The organism is Methylosinus sp. LW4, from assembly GCF_000379125.1.
Classification (GTDB): Bacteria; Pseudomonadota; Alphaproteobacteria; order Rhizobiales; family Beijerinckiaceae; genus Methylosinus.
In genome coordinates this window covers 2,853,994-2,868,944 of record NZ_KB900626.1, presented here as the reverse complement: position 1 = coordinate 2,868,944, position 14,951 = coordinate 2,853,994, and the positions used below count along the sequence as shown (strand labels likewise).

The window sequence follows — 14,951 nt, the reverse complement described above, 5'->3', positions numbered from 1 at the left end:
CTTGTCAACGACAAACGGATTAGAAGACGGAGCAGGTCGAAAAGGGTTTCGGCGACGCTCGAGCCGTCTGGCTCGCTTCTTGCCATGCTCTGCCGCAAAGGCGCATCGTCCGGCGCGCCGAAACCTCGAGGGAGAGCGAGAACGTGCTTTCGAAGGTGGCGAAATTCGATGAGATGGACGGCGTCGACGGCGTGACCCGCGTTCCTTATGAAAAGCTCGCCAAATGGCTCACCTCAGTGGAGCCCGAGTTTCTCGCCTCCCGCCGGGCGCAGGCGGAGCTTCTGTTCCGGCGCATCGGCATCACCTTCGCGGTCTATGGCTCGCAGGAGGCGACCGAGCGGCTCATTCCCTTCGACATTCTGCCGCGCATCATCGCCCGCGCCGAATGGGCGCAGCTCGAGAAGGGCCTGATTCAACGCGTGAAGGCGCTGAATCTGTTTCTCGCCGATCTCTATGGCCCGGGCGAGATTTTGAAAGCGGGCGTGGTGCCGTCCGAGCTCGTCTATCGCAATCCCGCCTTTCGGCCGGAGATGGCGGGACGCCGCGTGCCGCACGACATCTTCGTGCATATCGCCGGCATAGACATCATCCGCACCGACGACGACGGCTTCTATGTGCTGGAGGACAACGCCCGCACGCCTTCCGGCGTCTCCTACATGCTGGAAAATCGCGAGGTGATGATGCGCCTGCTGCCCGATCTCTTCGGGCTGCATCGCGTCGCGCCGATCGAGAATTATCCCGATCAATTGCTCGCCACTCTGCGCTCCGCCGCGCCGCGCGGGGCGGGCGCCGATCCGGTGAGCGTGCTGCTGACGCCCGGCCAATATAATTCGGCCTTCTACGAGCATTCCTTCCTGGCCGACAAGCTCGGCATAGAGCTGGTCGAAGGACGCGATCTCTTCGTCAAGGACGATGTCGTCTTTATGCGCACGACCGAGGGGCCGCGCCGCGTCGATGTGATCTACCGGCGCCTGGACGACGACTTCCTCGACCCGCTGGCCTTCCGCCCCGATTCAGCTCTGGGCGTTGCCGGTCTGATGGGCGCCTATCATGCAGGCAATGTGACGCTCGCCAATGCAGTCGGCACGGGCGTGGCCGATGACAAGGCCATCTACACCTATATGCCGGAGGTGATCCGCTTCTATCTGGGCGAGGAGCCGCTGCTGAAGAATGTCCCCACCTGGCGCTGCCGCGAGAAGGAGGCGCTTGCTTATGTGCTCGACCATTTGGGCGAGCTGGTGGTGAAGGAGGTCAATGGCTCCGGCGGCTATGGCATGCTGGTCGGCCCGCACGCCACCAAGGCGCAGATCGCGGAATTCGCGGCCAAGCTCGCCGACAATCCCACCAATTTCATCGCCCAGCCGACGCTCGCCCTCTCCACCTGCCCGGTGTCGGTGGCGAGCGGCGTCGCGCCCCGCCATGTCGATCTCAGACCCTTCGTGCTCTATGGTCCGAATGGCGCGAGCGTGGTGCCGGGCGGCTTGACGCGCGTCGCCATGACGGAGAATTCTCTCGTCGTGAACTCCAGCCAAGGCGGCGGAACCAAGGACACATGGATCATCGACGATGCGCCGCTCGCGCGCGCATGACGAATTCACAGTAAGAACAGCGCGCCGAAACGACGGGATCTCATGCTCTCACGCACCGCCGACAACCTCTTCTGGCTGGCCCGATACATGGAACGCGCGGATTTCCTCGCGCGCATACTGCAGGCGTCCCGGCGCCTCGCCACGCTTCCCCGCGCCTATGGCGGCGTGGAGACGGAATGGGAGAGCGCGCTGCTCTCCTCCGGCGCCGCGCCCGCCTTTCACGCGGCGGGGCTGACGGTCGACGAGGCCAATGTCACGCAATTTCTGGCTTTCTCGCCGGATAATCCGAGCTCGATCCGCAATTGCATCGAGCTCGCCCGCGTCAACGCCCGCGCCGTGCGCACCGCGCTCACTGTCGAGATGTGGGAGGCGATCAATGGCGCCTTCCTCGAGCTCAAGGCCTTCGAGCAGGCGAGCCGCTCCGCCGAGGAGGTGACGCGCTTTCTCGATTTCGTGAAGCAGGTCTCCGCCGCTTACGATGGCGGCGCGCATCGGACCATGCTGCGCAACGACGCCTATTGGTTCTCGCGCGTCGGCCTCTATCTCGAGCGCGCCGACAACACCGCGCGTCTGCTCGATGTGAAATATCACGTGCTGCTGCCGGAGACGGAGGCGGTCGGCGGCTCGCTCGACTATTTCCAATGGACGGCGATATTGCGCGCCGTCTCCGCGCACACCGCCTATCATTGGGTCTATCGCGACAGTCTGAAGCCCTGGCTCGTCGCCGATCTCCTGATCCTGCGGCCGGAGATGCCGCGCTCGCTCATCGCCTGCTATGAGAGCGTGGTGCAGAATCTCGATCGCCTCGGCAAATCGCACGGCAAGCAAGGCCCGGCGCAGCGCCACGCCCGCACCGTCTTCGGCCAGCTCGAGCATGCGACCATAGAGAATGTGTTTCACAACGGCCTGCATGATTTCATTCAGAGCTTCATCGCCGATAATCATCGGCTGGGGGCTCTGGTGTCGGAGCAGTATCTTTTCTAGAATGAGATGTGGCGGAGCCGGCGTTTCCGGCTCCCTTTGCGGTGTAAGATGCACATAAGAGTCAGGCGCGAGACGATCTATCGTTACGCGGAGCCGGCCAAGGCGGCGATTCAGAAGCTGGCGCTCACCCCGCGCAATTACGACGGGCAGCATGTTCTCGACTGGCGCATCGACGTCGATCGCGACTGCCGCCTGCGCGCCTGCGAGGACGCCTTCGGCAATGTCGTGCACAGCATTTATGTCGAGGGGCCGCTCGAGGCGCTGACCACCGTGGTCGAAGGCGCGGTCGAGACCTTCGACACCGCGGGCGTCGCGCGCGGCGCGATCGAGCGTTTTCCGCCGGAGCTCTATCTGCGCGAGACGCCGCTGACCGAGGCGGATCACGCGATCTGCGATTTCGCGCTGGCGGCGACGGCGCGCGAGAAGGAGACGCTGGCCAAGCTCCATGCGCTGGTCGGCGCGCTCCACGAGGCCTTCGTCGTGGCGGAGGAGCCGACCAGCGGAGCCGTCGCGGCTTCCGACATCTTCGCGCGTCGCCGCGGCTCGGCGCAGGATGCGGCGCATGTCTTCATCGCCGGCGCGCGCAGTCTCGAGATTCCGTCGCGCTATGTCTCCGGCTATGCGCTGCGCGCGGACGCCGGCGCGGCCGTCCACGCTTGGGCGGAGGCGCATGTGGCGGGGCTCGGCTGGGTGGGCTTCGACCCGACGCGCGGCGCCTCGCCAGACGAGAGCTATGTGCGCGTGGCCGTGGCGCTGGATCATCTGGGCGCCGCGCCGATTCGCGCCGCCCATTCCGGCGGCGGCGACGAGACGGCGGAAGTGCGCGTCAGCGTCGCCCGCGCCCAGGGCCAGTCGCAGAGCCAGTCCTGAGCCGGCGACGGGCCGGCGACGCCTTCGGTCATTTTCGGGTTGACAGCGGGGACGCAAATTCCCCATATGCGCCCTGCTTCACCGGCCCTTCACAGGGTCGTCGCTCGCGGGACCTATCCTCTAGGGTCCGTCGAGAAGCTGGGGGAATGTCCCGAGCGGCAAAGGGGGCGGACTGTAAATCCGCTGGCTATGCCTTCGTAGGTTCGAGTCCTACTTCCCCCACCATTCTCCCTCTCGCCGCGGCGCAGAGCTCACGCAGCGCTCATTGCCTTCGTCCAGATCTCGCCGTCGCCCTCCAGCATGCGACGCAGCTCCGCCGCAGGCGTCGGGCGGCTGAACAGAAAGCCCTGCATCTGCGTGCAGCCTTCCGCGCGCAGCCGCGCCAATTGCTCATGCGTCTCCACGCCCTCGGCCACGGTGGCGACGCCGAGGCACTGCCCGATCCCGGCCACTGCGCGCACGATCGCCCCGCATTCCTGATTCTCCGGCAGCTCCTTCACGAAGGAGCGGTCGATCTTGATCTTGTCGAAGGGGAAGGAGCGCAGATAGCTGAGGCTGGAATAGCCGGTGCCGAAATCATCCATCGATATGCACACGCCGAGGCCGCGCAGCTGATGCAGCACGGCGAGATTGGCGTGGTTTTCGGCGAGCAGCACCGATTCGGTGATCTCCAGCTCGAGCCGCTGCGGCGCGAGGCCGCTCGCCGCCAGCGCCGATAGAACCGACTGCACCAGCGAGCGCGAGCGAAATTGCGCGGGCGAGAGATTGACGCAGACGCCGATCGGCTCCGGCCAGCTCGCCGCCTCGCGGCAGGCCTCGCGCAGCACCCATTCGCCGATCGGCGTGATGAGCCCGGTCTCCTCGGCGAGCGGGATGAACTCATTGGGCGAAATCGAGCCGCGCATCGGGTGGAACCAGCGCAGCAGCGCCTCCGAGGCGACGATGCGATTGGTCACAATGTCGATGAGCGGCTGATAATAGATTTCGAACTCGCCGGCGGCGAGAGCATGGCGCAGATCGGCCTCCATCGTGCGCCGCACGAGAATGGAGGCCGCCATCTCCGGCTCGAAGAAGCGATGCAGCCCGCGCCCGTCCGCCTTGGCGCGGTAGAGCGCTATGTCGGCGTTCTTGAGCAGCGTGTCGGCGTCGCCGCTGTCGATGGGCGCGACCGAGACGCCGACGCTGGCGCCCACCGTCACCACATGGCCGTCCACCTCATAAGGCACGCTCGCCGCGCTCACGATGCGCTCGGCGAGACGGTCCGCCTCGCTCGCTCCGGCGCCCGCTTGGACAATGGCGAATTCGTCGCCGCCGACGCGCGCCACCATATCGCCCGGCGCCAGAGTCTCGCGCAGACGCTCGGCGACGGCGATCAGCAGCCGATCGCCGACCGGATGGCCGAAGGCGTCGTTCACATCCTTGAAGCCGTCGAGATCGAGATAGAGCACGCAGAGGCTCGCCGCGCCATTGTCGAGCCGCTGCAGCTCCTCGGTCAGCCGCGCGCGGAAGAGCGCGCGATTGGCGAGGCCGGTGAGCGGATCATGATGCGCGAGATGGGCGATGCGCGCGGCCTGCTCGCGCTGCTCGGTGACGTCGACGATGGCGAGCAATATCGCCGGACGATCGTCGAAGGCGATCTCGCGCGCGTAATTCTGCACCTTTATCTCGCGTCCCTCCGCTGTGCGATTGATCCATATGCGGTCCGAGGGACGGCGATTGGCCGGGCTCTCATGGGCGATCTGCACCGCCGGCCATTCCTCCTCCGCATAGAGGTCGAGCAAGGTGGCGCGAAGGAAGCGCTCGCGGGCGTAGCCGTAATGGGCGACCGCCGCGTCATTGACGGCCATGATGCGCAGGCTCTGCGGATCATGCACCCACATGGGCATGGGATTGCTCTCGAACAGCAGGCGGAAGGAGGCCTCGCGCGCCTTCAGCGGCGTGACGTCGGTGAGCGTCACGCCGACGAGATCGCCCATGGGCGCGGCGGAGAGCCGCAAATGCCGCGCGCCGCCCTCGGCCGACCGATGCGAGACCTCGAATGTGTCGGGCCGCGCCGATCGGAAAATGGCGGCGAAGCGCTCGAAGGTCCCGTCGCTCATCCAGGCCGGGACGATCTCGCTGATGCGTCGCCATTGCAGATCGCGCTCCGCGCCGCCGAAGAGCCGGCTGGCGCTGGCGTTGAGGCTCACAATGACGAAATCGACGATGTCGCGGCCGGAGTGGACGGCGGCGAGCGTCGTCAGCCCGCCGTCGGTGGCGCGATAGATGGCGTCGACGAGATCATGCTTGGAGGTCCGCTCACGCGCGAAGACGAGAAACAGCGTCGCGCCCCAATGGCTCGACATTGGGAAGGCGACGATCTCGCAAGTCTGCACCAGCCCGCCGCGAATGCTGCGCGCGATGGCCGCGGCCGGCGTTCCGCTCGCCTCCGCCGCTTCGAGCGCCTCGCCGATGGCGTCGCGGTAATTGCGCTCCAGCGCATCGAGCCGCAGGCCGCGCAGCGACGCGCCCAGCCAGGCCTCGAAGGCGCCGCCGCCGTAGGAGAAGGCGAAGCCGCCATCCGCGCCGCGCGCCGCCAGCGCCAGATCGTCGGCGAGCCGGCCGAGGCTGCCCAGGGCGATCTGCTCATAAGGCGGCAGGCCGCCGTCCGGCGCCTCGACCTGCCATTTGAAGCATAGCGCGTCGACGTCGCGAAATTCGGTGACGACTCCATATCGGGAGGCGGTCTCATGCATGGCTCGGCTCGGATTCGGGGGCTTCCGGCGCGAGAAACTGACCGGAAGCTTTGAAAAAACAGTAAAAATTTCAATAGCTTATGTTGAGATCATGTCATCCGCCCGTCACATGGAGTCCCAAATCGCTGATAGCGAAGGAGAAACTCGGGCGCCGCGGGAATTCGCGCGGGATTTCGTCTTCGCCGATTTTCATAACTGCCGATCCGGCATAGGCTATATAGGCGCATTCGCCCGCGGCGGACGCAGAGCTAACGATCGAACGGACTTCCATGGCATCCAATCGCAAACCAGCTTCGCCGAAGGAGGCTCCGCAGGAGCCGTTCAAGCGCGCCGTCGCCGGCGCGATGCGCGCTATGGCCAAGCGCGCGGAGCTGGAAGTCTCCTTCTCGCCGGAGCGCGCCATGCTGCTCGGCGCCGACGACAAGGCCAAGGCGCGCCTGCCGGAGCCGCCGCGTAAGCTCACCGCGCATGACGCCGCCATCGTGCGCGGCCACGCCGATTCCATCGCTCTGCGTCTCGCCTGCCATGATGAGACTGTGCATCGCCGCGTGCAGCCGCAGTCGCCCGACGCCCGCGCCGCCTTCGACGCGCTGGAGCAGGCGCGCGTCGAATCGATCGGCTCGCGCCGCATGGACGGCGTCGCCGCCAATATCGGCGCCATGCTCGACGACCGCTATCAGCGCGCCCGCTTCTCGGAGATCGAGACGCGCGAGGACGCGCCGCTCGAGGACGCCCTGGCGCTCATCGCGCGCGAGCGTCTGACCGGCATCGCGCCGCCGCCGCATGGCCGCAAGGCGGTCGATCTCTGGCGCCCCTGGATCGAGGAGCGCGCCGGCGCCGATCTCGACAAGCTCGTCTCGGCGCTCGAGAATCAGCGCGGCTTCGCGCAGCTCGCGCATCGCCTGCTCGCGTCCCTCGAGCTCGAGGGAGAGAGCGCGGGCGGCGAGGAGGACGCCGAGGAGCCGAGCGAGGACCAGCCGCAAAATCCCGACGAGGCCGAGGGCGAGGAGACCGAGGAGGACAAGCAGTCCGGCTCCTCCGAGATGGACACCGCCACCGCCTCCGAGGAGGCGCTGGAGAAGGGCGAGAGCGAAGCCGCCGAAATTCTCGACAGCGAGATGCTGGAGGAGATCGACTCCGGCGATGTGGACGAGGCGATGGAGACGCGGCGGCCGCCGACCTCCTCGTCCGATCGCTCCGGCGGCGAATACAGGGCCTACACCACGCGCTTCGACGAGACGGTGAAGGCGGAGGATCTCTGCGACGCCGAGGAGCTCGATCGCCTGCGCTCCTATCTCGACAAGCAGCTCCTGCATCTCTCCTCTGTCGTCGGGCGGCTCGCCAATCGCCTGCAGCGGCGGCTGATGGCGCAGCAGAACCGCGCCTGGGAGTTCGATCTCGAGGAGGGGATGCTCGATCCCGCGCGCCTGCCGCGTGTCGTCATCGATCCGCAGCAGCCGCTCTCCTTCAAGCGCGAGAAGGACACGAATTTCCGCGACACGGTGGTCACGCTGCTGCTCGACAATTCGGGCTCCATGCGCGGCCGGCCGATCACCGTGGCGTCGACCTGCGCCGATATTCTCGCCCGCACGCTGGAGCGCTGCGGCGTGAAGGTGGAGATTTTGGGCTTCACCACCAAGGCCTGGAAGGGCGGCCAATCGCGCGAGAGCTGGATCGCCGACGGCAAGCCGCCGAACCCAGGCCGGCTCAACGACATTCGCCACATCATCTACAAGGCGGCCGATGCGCCCTGGCGGCGCGCGCGCCGCAATCTGGGTCTGATGATGCGCGAGGGCCTGCTGAAGGAGAATATCGACGGGGAGGCGCTCGACTGGGCGCATCGCCGCCTGCTGGCGCGGCAGGAGCAGCGCCGCATTCTGATGATGATCTCCGACGGCGCTCCGGTCGACGATTCCACTCTGTCGGTCAATCCGGGCAATTATCTTGAGCGCCATTTGCGGCACATCATTCAGGAGATCGAGACCAAATCGCCCGTCGAGCTGATCGCCATCGGCATCGGCCATGACGTCACGCGCTATTACCGCCGCGCCGTGACCATTGTGGATGCGGAGGAATTGGGCGGCGCGATGACGGAAAAGCTCGCCGAGCTGTTCAGCGAGAACGCCGCGCCTGCCCCGGCGCGCGCTCCGCAACGCACGGCGCCGCAGCGGCCGCGCGTCCTCGCCACGGCGCCGTGACGGCTCGCGTAGTGCCCCCTCCCTCACCTTCCCCGCTGCGCGGGAGAGGGAAGGCGGCGAGGTTACGCGAAATGTCGATGAAGCGCGAAATGTGCTCCCTCTCCCGGTAGCGGGGGAGGGCTGGGGAGGGGGCCGTTCGCGCTGCGAATCGCCTCTCGTATTTCACCGAATGGTGAATGAGTTTAAATCGAGTTAATTTCGCAACCAGCGCTCAACCGCGCCGAAAACGAGTCGGCGGGGGAACCTTCAGGGCGGCTGTTGCATTAATATTTCGGCGCGACCGTCTGGTGCGCGTGCAGTGACGATCGGATGTCCGAGCGATCGGCCGTCCGAGAGTGACGAGGGAGTTGCGTATGATTTCCTTTGGCAAAGTTCGAAATGCGGGATTGCCCGCGGCGTCTCACGAACCGCTCGACGTCCAGAGGGTTCTCTGCGTCGCCGCGATCTTCTCGCTGGCCACCCTTCCCCTGCTGCTCAGCGTAGCTTTGTCGATCTGGGGCTGACCCGCCGCCCGGAGCGATTGCCGGCGCGCGGCTGGGGGCTCGTGTCGGCAAGGGCGGCTGCAACAGGAAAGACCCCGCGCCCTTGTCCAGGGCGCGGGGTCTAATTGTCTTTGAGCCGGATGAGAGCGAGCCTGAAGGCTCGCGGTCCGAAACGGCCCCTGGACCGCGAGCCTCAAGGGCTCGCATCCGAGGCCGTCGAGATCAGGCGGTCGCGGGGGCGGCGGCCAACTTCTTGACGATCTCGCGCTTCAGCGCGCGGGCGTCGTCGGAGAGTTCCGTGTCGCGCGCCTTGACGAGGAAGCCGTCCAGGCCGCCGCGATGCTCGACCGAGCGCAGAGCCGCCGCCGAGACGCGAAGGCGGACGGAGCGCGCCAGCGCGTCCGAGGCCAGCGTCACATTGACCAGATTGGGCAGAAAGCGGGTGCGCGTCTTGCGGTTGGAGTGGCTGACGAGATTGCCCGTCTGCACGCCTTTGCCGGTCAGTTCGCAACGGCGGGACATTGTCTTTTCCTTTCGATCGGCGCAGAGCGCGGGAGGCCGCGCCATTCGATGGCCGTATGACATGAAAATCGCGCAAAGGCCCCGCGCCCCGGGGGGCGAGCCCTTGGTTGGGTGGTCTTATAGAGGCAGGGGCGGCGAAAGGTCAACAGGCGATGTCGCCTTCATGGCGATCCTGTGAAGCTTCGGCGAACCCGCCGTCAATGCAGCGAGCGCGTCGGCGGCGCCTGCGGGGTGGGCGGCGGCTCGCTCTGGACCATCAGCGGGCTCGCCTGATGATGCACCAGCCGCCACGCGCCATCGACGAGCCGGAAGCTGTTGGTGGCGACGAGCGCCGCCTGGCCGACCATCTCTATGCAGACGATGCGTCCCTCGGAGCCGCTGAGCAGCGCGCGCTCGCTGCGGCGCAGAACCGGGTCCTGCATGGGATTGCGCAAAATCTCGCGAAAGGAGGCCAGCACCTGCTCGCGTCCGAAGATCGGCGGCCAGCCGGGATGGATGCAGCAGATTTCCTCATCGCCCCAGATCGCCGCCATCCCGTCCAGGTCCGCGGCGACGAAGGCTCGATAATAAGCGGCGTTGGCCGCGAGCAGAGACGCCTCGTCCGACATGGGCGCGAAGAATGCGCTCAGCTCGAGCCGATGGCAATAAAATATCTCGAGAAAAGCGCTGGCGGATAAGGCCTCGCGCGAGGCCTTGACGCCGTCTTGCGCCGCCCGATTTTCCCCAGCGGAGCCGCATCTGCGGCCAATGGGGGCATGAATCATGAAAATCGGCGGCTTTGCGATCGTCCTGCTCGCCGGCGCGCTCGTCGCCGCCGCTCCCGCCGAGGCCAGGCGCTCCGCCCGCCGTCCGGCCTATGCGCCGCCGCCGGCCGCCGCTCCTGTCCACGCCGCTCCTGCCTACGCAGCTCCTGCGCCCGCCTATGCCGCGCCCGTTCGCCCGGCGCCGGTCTGGGGCGCCGACGGCTATCGTTTCGATCCGCCGGGCGCCGGCTCCTCCTTCGGGTCCTCGCCTTTCGGCTATTGAGGCGGCCGCCGCGCCTGCGCTGTCCAGCGTCGGGACAATAGGCTGGACATTCGTCCCGTTCTGCGGTCTATGCGTCTCGCCATTCGAGACCGGGCTCCGCCCGCGCCCGCCGTCCCGGTATCGCTCATCCGAAAGCTTGGCTAAGCTCGAGCGTCACGCAGGGCGCGCAGCGCGCTCGCACGCCGGCAAGGACAGAAAGGTTAGGAATTTCCCATGGCCGCCAAATCGATCCTTCATATGTTGAGCACGCTGAAGCATATGAGCCCGTTCGACGTCAACATGGCGCTCGACGCGGGCTTCGACGTGGCGGTCCCCTATACGAATGTCACTCTCGACGAGGTGACGGCGCTGGTGCAGGACGCGATGTTCTCCCGCGCGCCCTCGGCCGCCCTGCGCACCGGAATTTTCTTCGCCGGCCGTGACGCCGTGCTCGCGCTCGACATGCTGGACGCCGCCGAGAAGGCGCTGCTGAAGCCCTTCGAGATTTCGCTGTTCGCCGACCCCTATGGCTCCTTCACCACCGCCGGCGCCATGGTCGCCTTCGTCGAGAAGGTGCTGCGCGACAAGAAGGGCCGCGAGCTCAAGGGCGCCAAGATCGTCGTCTATGGCGCGACCGGCGTCGTCGGCTATTCCTCCGCCGTCATCGCCGCGCTCGAGGGCGCCGAGGTGACGATCGTCGGCTATAGCGGCCTCGAGCGCGTGACCGCCCAGGCCGACGAGATCGAGAAGCGCTTCGGCGTGAAGGTGACGCCCGCCGACGGCAGCAAGGCCGAGCAGGTGCGCGCGCTTCTCGTCGAGCATGAGATCGCGCTCTGCGCGGCCCGCGCCGGCGTGCAGGTTCTGTCCGCGGAAGATCTCGCCGCCGCCAAATCGCTGCTCATCGCCGCGGACGTCAACGCCGTGCCGCCGCTCGGCGTCGAGGGCGTCAAGCTGCACGACAAGGGCGTCGAGCTGCCGTCGGGCGCGCTCGGCATCGGCGCGCTCGCCATCGGCGACATCAAATACGGAACGGAGGCCGGTCTCTTCAAGCAGATGACCACTTCTGACAAGCCGCTGCGTCTCGACTTCCGCCACGCTTTCGCGCTGGCGCGCAGCCTGCTCTGAGCCGCTCGAATCTGGATCGGGCCTCGTCCCGACGGTTTCGTCCCGACTTGCCGCTGTCATGCGAAAATGATTGATGACGGCGGCTCGTCTTCCCTCGCTCGGATTCCCCCAGCGATAAGCCATAAGGAAAAGAAAATGGCCGTGATCAACAAGCTTCTGGTCGGCGAGTCGCTCGTCGGCGAAGGCAATGAGGTCGCTCACATCGACCTGCTGATCGGACCGCGCGGCAGCGCCGCCGAGACCGCCTTCGCCAATGCGCTGGTCAACAACAAGGACGGCTTCACCACTCTGCTCGCCGTCGTCGCGCCGAACCTGCTGGCCAAGCCGAACACGATCCTCTTCAACAAGGTCACCATCAAGAACGCCAAGCAGGCCGTTCAGATGTTCGGACCGGCGCAGGCCGGCGTCGCCAAGGCCGTCGCCGATTCGGTCGCCGAGGGCGTGATCCCGCTCGCCGAGGCCGACGACCTCTTCATCTCGGTCGGCGTGTTCATCCATTGGGACGCCAACGACGACAAGAAGATCCAAGAGTACAACTATCAGGCCACCAAGGAAGCCATCGCCCGCGCCATCAAGGGCGAGCCGAAGGCCGCCGAGGTCGTCGCCAAGCGCAACGACGTCAAGCATCCTTTCGGCGCCAACTGACGGCTCCGACCGGATCGCATATCTTCGGGGGAGCCGCTCGCGGCTCCCCTTTTGCTTTTTGAGGGCGCGCGCAGAATTCCCCCTCTCCCCGCCTGCGGGGAGAGGGTAGGGGTGAGGGGCGCGATCGAAACGGAAAGGCTCATGGCCAGCGTCATCGGCTTCGACATAGGCGGCGCGCATCTCAAAGCCGCGCGCGCCATCGATGGGCGGATCGTCGAGGTGCTGCTGCTGCCCTGCAATCCGCATTACGGCCTCGCGCGGCTCGAGGGCGCGATAGAGGAGGCGGCCGCCCGGCTCGGCTCGGCCGATCGTTTCGCCATCACCATGACGGCCGAGCTCTCCGACGCGTTCGAGACGCGCGCCGCCGGTGTCGCCGCGATCGCCTCCGCGGTCGCCCGGCGCGTGAAGGGCGAGGCGCTGTTCTACGCCGGCGATGGCGGCTTCCTGCCCTTCGCCGAGGTTCGCGGCGCGGCGCAGGCCATCGCCTCCGCCAATTGGCGGGCGAGCGCGGAGCTGGTCGCGCGGCGCCTCCCGCAAGCGCTGTTCGTCGACATGGGCTCGACGACGACCGATCTCGTTCCTATTTCCGGCGGCCGCGTCGGCGCCATCGGCGGCGGCGACGCCGAGCGCCTCGCCAATGGCGAGCTGGTCTATACGGGCTTCTCGCGCGGCGATCCGCTCGCCGGCGTGACGCTCGCGCCCTTTGCGGGCCGCTGGACGCCGCCGGCGCGCGAGAATTTCGCGACCATGGCCGATGTGCGCCGCGTGACCGGCGATCTCGCCGCAGAGGACGCCGAGCCGACCGCGGACGGGCGCGGCAAGAGCGTCGCCGAGTCGATCGCCCGCCTCGCCCGGCTCGCGGGCCGCGACGCCGCCGAGGCCTCGCCCGCCCAATGGCGCGCCTTCGCCGATTTTCTCGCCCGCGCGCAAATGCGCTCGATCGAGGATCAGATCGCGCTGCTGCGCTCGCGCGCGGCGGTGGCGGAAGACGCGCCCATCATCGGCGCCGGCGTCGGCCGCGCGCTCGTCGCGCGCCTGGCTCTCTCCGAAGGCCGCGCCTATCGCGACATCGCCGAATTCATCGATGCGGTCCCGGAGGCCGCGAGCGCCGCCGCCGATTGCGCGCCGGCCTGCGCGGTCGCGCTGCTCGCCTCCGGCTGAGCGGATTATTCCGCGGCCGCGGCGCGCGACAGCAGAATGCGCACGCGCTCGGTCAGCTCCTCGAGGGTGAAGGGCTTGCGCAGAACTTCGATGTTCGATGCGAGATCGAGGCTGTCGAGCGATTTGCCGGCATAGCCGGTGATGAGCAATATGGGCAGATCAGGGTGGGCGGCGCGGGCGGCTTCGGCCAGATGGCGTCCGCTGACGCCCGGCAGGCCGACGTCTGTGACCAGCAGACATAGGCTCTGCTCCGACTCCAGCACCTTCAGCCCGGCGTTTCCGTCATCGGCCTCTATGACCTCGCAGCCCATCTCCTCGAGCGTGTCGGCGATCTGCATTCGCACTTCCAGCTGATCCTCGACGAGCAGCATCTTTCCGCAAGGCGCGGCAGGGCAGCCTTGCTTTTGCTCCACGACAGCCGCCTCCGCCGGCTGGACCTCCCTCTGATCGCGCCCGGGCAGATAGAGGCGCACATTGGTCCCTTTTCCCGGCGCGCTGTCGATGCGCACGAAGCCGCCGGACTGCTTCACGAAACCATAAATCTGCGAGAGGCCGAGGCCAGTGCCGCGCCCCGTCGGCTTGGTGGTGAAGAAAGGCTCGAAGACATGCGCCAGCACCTCGCGGCTCATGCCGGCGCCATTGTCCTTCACGCTGATCTCCACATAATCGCCGGGCGTGAGATCCGGGTCGGCGGGGTCGGCGGCCAAACGGCGATCCGCCGTCGCGATCTCGAGCACGCCGCCGGCCGGCATGGCGTCGCGCGCATTGATGGCGAGATTGAGCAGCGCGCTCTCGAGCTGCGACGGATCGCAGACGACGCTGCGCCGGCAGCGGCCGAGCCGCAGATCGAGCTCGACGCCGGAGCCGAGCGTGCGCCGCAGCATATCTTCGAGGCCGACGACCAGCCTGTCCGGCTCTATGACGCGCGGCAGCAGCGTCTGCCGGCGCGAGAAGGCGAGCAGGCGATCGATGAGATTGGAGGCCGAGCTCGCCGCCTTGCGAATGGCGGCCACCGAGGGGCCGATCTCCTCGGCGCGCCCGCGCGCCAATTGCCGCTCTATGACGCCGAGCGAGCCGATGACTACCTGCAGCACATTGTTGAAATCATGCGCTATGCCGCCCGTCAGCTGGCCGATCGCCTCCATCTTCTGCGCATGGGCCAAGCGCTCCTCGCTCTCCCGCAGCGCGGCGTTGGCCCTGCGCAGCTGATCGGGCGAGGGCAGAGCGAGAAAGCTCGGCAGCCACCACCACAGCGCGATCGAGGTGCCGAGCGAGGCGAGCCCCGTGGCCGCCTTGACGACTCCCTGCACGCCATAGATCGGCTTCCACAAGGTCACGACATCGAGCCAATGCGTGGCGCCGCAGAGCAGGATGAAGGCGGCGAACAGCCAGAGCAATGGCCGAAACACGAGATCCGCGCGTCTCTGCCCAATGATGACCAGCGCCAGCGGGATGGAGAAATAAGCCAGCGCGATCAAGCCGTCGGAGATCGCGAAGAGCCAGATCAGGCCCGGCTCCCAGAGGAGGCAGAAACCATGCGGCGTCAAATTGTCGACGCCGAAGAGCCATTCGCTCAATGCAAACATCGGAAGCACTCCACAAGCGGAGAGATTGCAATGGCGGCTGAAAAAGCAA

General features: G+C 66.9%; 13 protein-coding genes and 1 tRNA gene. 10 read left to right on the top strand and 4 right to left on the bottom strand.

What is annotated here, in order from left to right:
- The first annotated feature begins 173 nt into the window (after nt 1-173).
- The 4 genes from METLW4_RS0114350 to METLW4_RS0114335 all read left to right on the top strand — a co-directional run bounded on the left by METLW4_RS0114350 (nt 174) and on the right by METLW4_RS0114335 (nt 3,668).
- Complete coding sequence (locus tag METLW4_RS0114350; RefSeq protein WP_371212331.1) at nt 174-1,589, top strand: circularly permuted type 2 ATP-grasp protein; 1,416 nt, start codon at nt 174-176, stop codon at nt 1,587-1,589.
- Between the two features lie 42 nt (nt 1,590-1,631).
- Nucleotides 1,632-2,573, top strand: a complete 942-nt coding sequence (locus METLW4_RS0114345) for an alpha-E domain-containing protein (protein ID WP_018266912.1) — start codon at nt 1,632-1,634, stop codon at nt 2,571-2,573.
- A 48-nt stretch (nt 2,574-2,621) separates the two neighbouring features.
- A complete protein-coding gene (locus tag METLW4_RS0114340) occupies nt 2,622-3,443 on the top strand; it encodes a transglutaminase family protein (RefSeq protein ID WP_018266911.1) in 822 nt (273 codons plus the stop codon).
- Nucleotides 3,444-3,583: 140 nt separating this feature from the next.
- A tRNA-Tyr gene (locus METLW4_RS0114335) sits at nt 3,584-3,668 on the top strand.
- Between the two features lie 26 nt (nt 3,669-3,694).
- Here METLW4_RS0114335 and METLW4_RS0114330 read toward each other — a convergent pair.
- Nucleotides 3,695-6,178 carry a putative bifunctional diguanylate cyclase/phosphodiesterase gene (locus METLW4_RS0114330; RefSeq protein ID WP_018266910.1) on the bottom strand — a complete coding sequence of 828 codons (2,484 nt, stop codon included), beginning with the start codon at nt 6,176-6,178 and terminating at the stop codon, nt 3,695-3,697.
- A gap of 269 nt (nt 6,179-6,447) precedes the next feature.
- Between METLW4_RS0114330 and cobT the strand changes: the two genes are divergently transcribed.
- Nucleotides 6,448-8,376, top strand: a complete 1,929-nt coding sequence (gene cobT, locus METLW4_RS0114320; RefSeq protein ID WP_018266908.1) for a cobaltochelatase subunit CobT — start codon at nt 6,448-6,450, stop codon at nt 8,374-8,376.
- A gap of 353 nt (nt 8,377-8,729) precedes the next feature.
- Nucleotides 8,730-8,879 (top strand): hypothetical protein, encoded by a 150-nt coding sequence (locus tag METLW4_RS28325; protein WP_198033177.1) that lies wholly within the window; start codon nt 8,730-8,732, stop codon nt 8,877-8,879.
- A gap of 201 nt (nt 8,880-9,080) precedes the next feature.
- Here the strand turns inward: METLW4_RS28325 and rpmB are convergent, their stop codons facing one another.
- Together rpmB and METLW4_RS0114305 are read right to left on the bottom strand one after the other, a co-directional pair.
- Nucleotides 9,081-9,380 carry a 50S ribosomal protein L28 gene (rpmB, locus tag METLW4_RS0114310; RefSeq protein WP_026191519.1) on the bottom strand — a complete coding sequence of 100 codons (300 nt, stop codon included), beginning with the start codon at nt 9,378-9,380 and terminating at the stop codon, nt 9,081-9,083.
- A gap of 197 nt (nt 9,381-9,577) precedes the next feature.
- Nucleotides 9,578-10,144 (bottom strand): nuclear transport factor 2 family protein, encoded by a 567-nt coding sequence (locus METLW4_RS0114305; protein WP_018266905.1) that lies wholly within the window; start codon nt 10,142-10,144, stop codon nt 9,578-9,580.
- Here METLW4_RS0114305 and METLW4_RS0114300 point away from each other — a divergent pair.
- The 4 genes from METLW4_RS0114300 to METLW4_RS0114285 all read left to right on the top strand — a co-directional run bounded on the left by METLW4_RS0114300 (nt 10,143) and on the right by METLW4_RS0114285 (nt 13,316).
- Nucleotides 10,143-10,406 carry a hypothetical protein gene (locus METLW4_RS0114300; protein ID WP_026191517.1) on the top strand — a complete coding sequence of 88 codons (264 nt, stop codon included), beginning with the start codon at nt 10,143-10,145 and terminating at the stop codon, nt 10,404-10,406. The two genes, METLW4_RS0114305 and METLW4_RS0114300, sit on opposite strands and share 2 nt — an antisense overlap.
- Nucleotides 10,407-10,619: 213 nt before the next feature.
- Nucleotides 10,620-11,510 (top strand): NAD(P)-dependent methylenetetrahydromethanopterin dehydrogenase, encoded by an 891-nt coding sequence (locus METLW4_RS0114295; protein WP_018266904.1) that lies wholly within the window; start codon nt 10,620-10,622, stop codon nt 11,508-11,510.
- A gap of 135 nt (nt 11,511-11,645) precedes the next feature.
- Nucleotides 11,646-12,155 (top strand): formaldehyde-activating enzyme, encoded by a 510-nt coding sequence (gene fae, locus METLW4_RS0114290; protein ID WP_018266903.1) that lies wholly within the window; start codon nt 11,646-11,648, stop codon nt 12,153-12,155.
- A gap of 141 nt (nt 12,156-12,296) precedes the next feature.
- Complete coding sequence (locus METLW4_RS0114285) at nt 12,297-13,316, top strand: hydantoinase/oxoprolinase family protein (protein ID WP_018266902.1); 1,020 nt, start codon at nt 12,297-12,299, stop codon at nt 13,314-13,316.
- A gap of 5 nt (nt 13,317-13,321) precedes the next feature.
- Here METLW4_RS0114285 and METLW4_RS0114280 read toward each other — a convergent pair whose 3' ends face one another.
- Nucleotides 13,322-14,902 (bottom strand): ATP-binding protein, encoded by a 1,581-nt coding sequence (locus tag METLW4_RS0114280; RefSeq protein ID WP_018266901.1) that lies wholly within the window; start codon nt 14,900-14,902, stop codon nt 13,322-13,324.
- Nucleotides 14,903-14,951 lie beyond the last annotated feature (49 nt).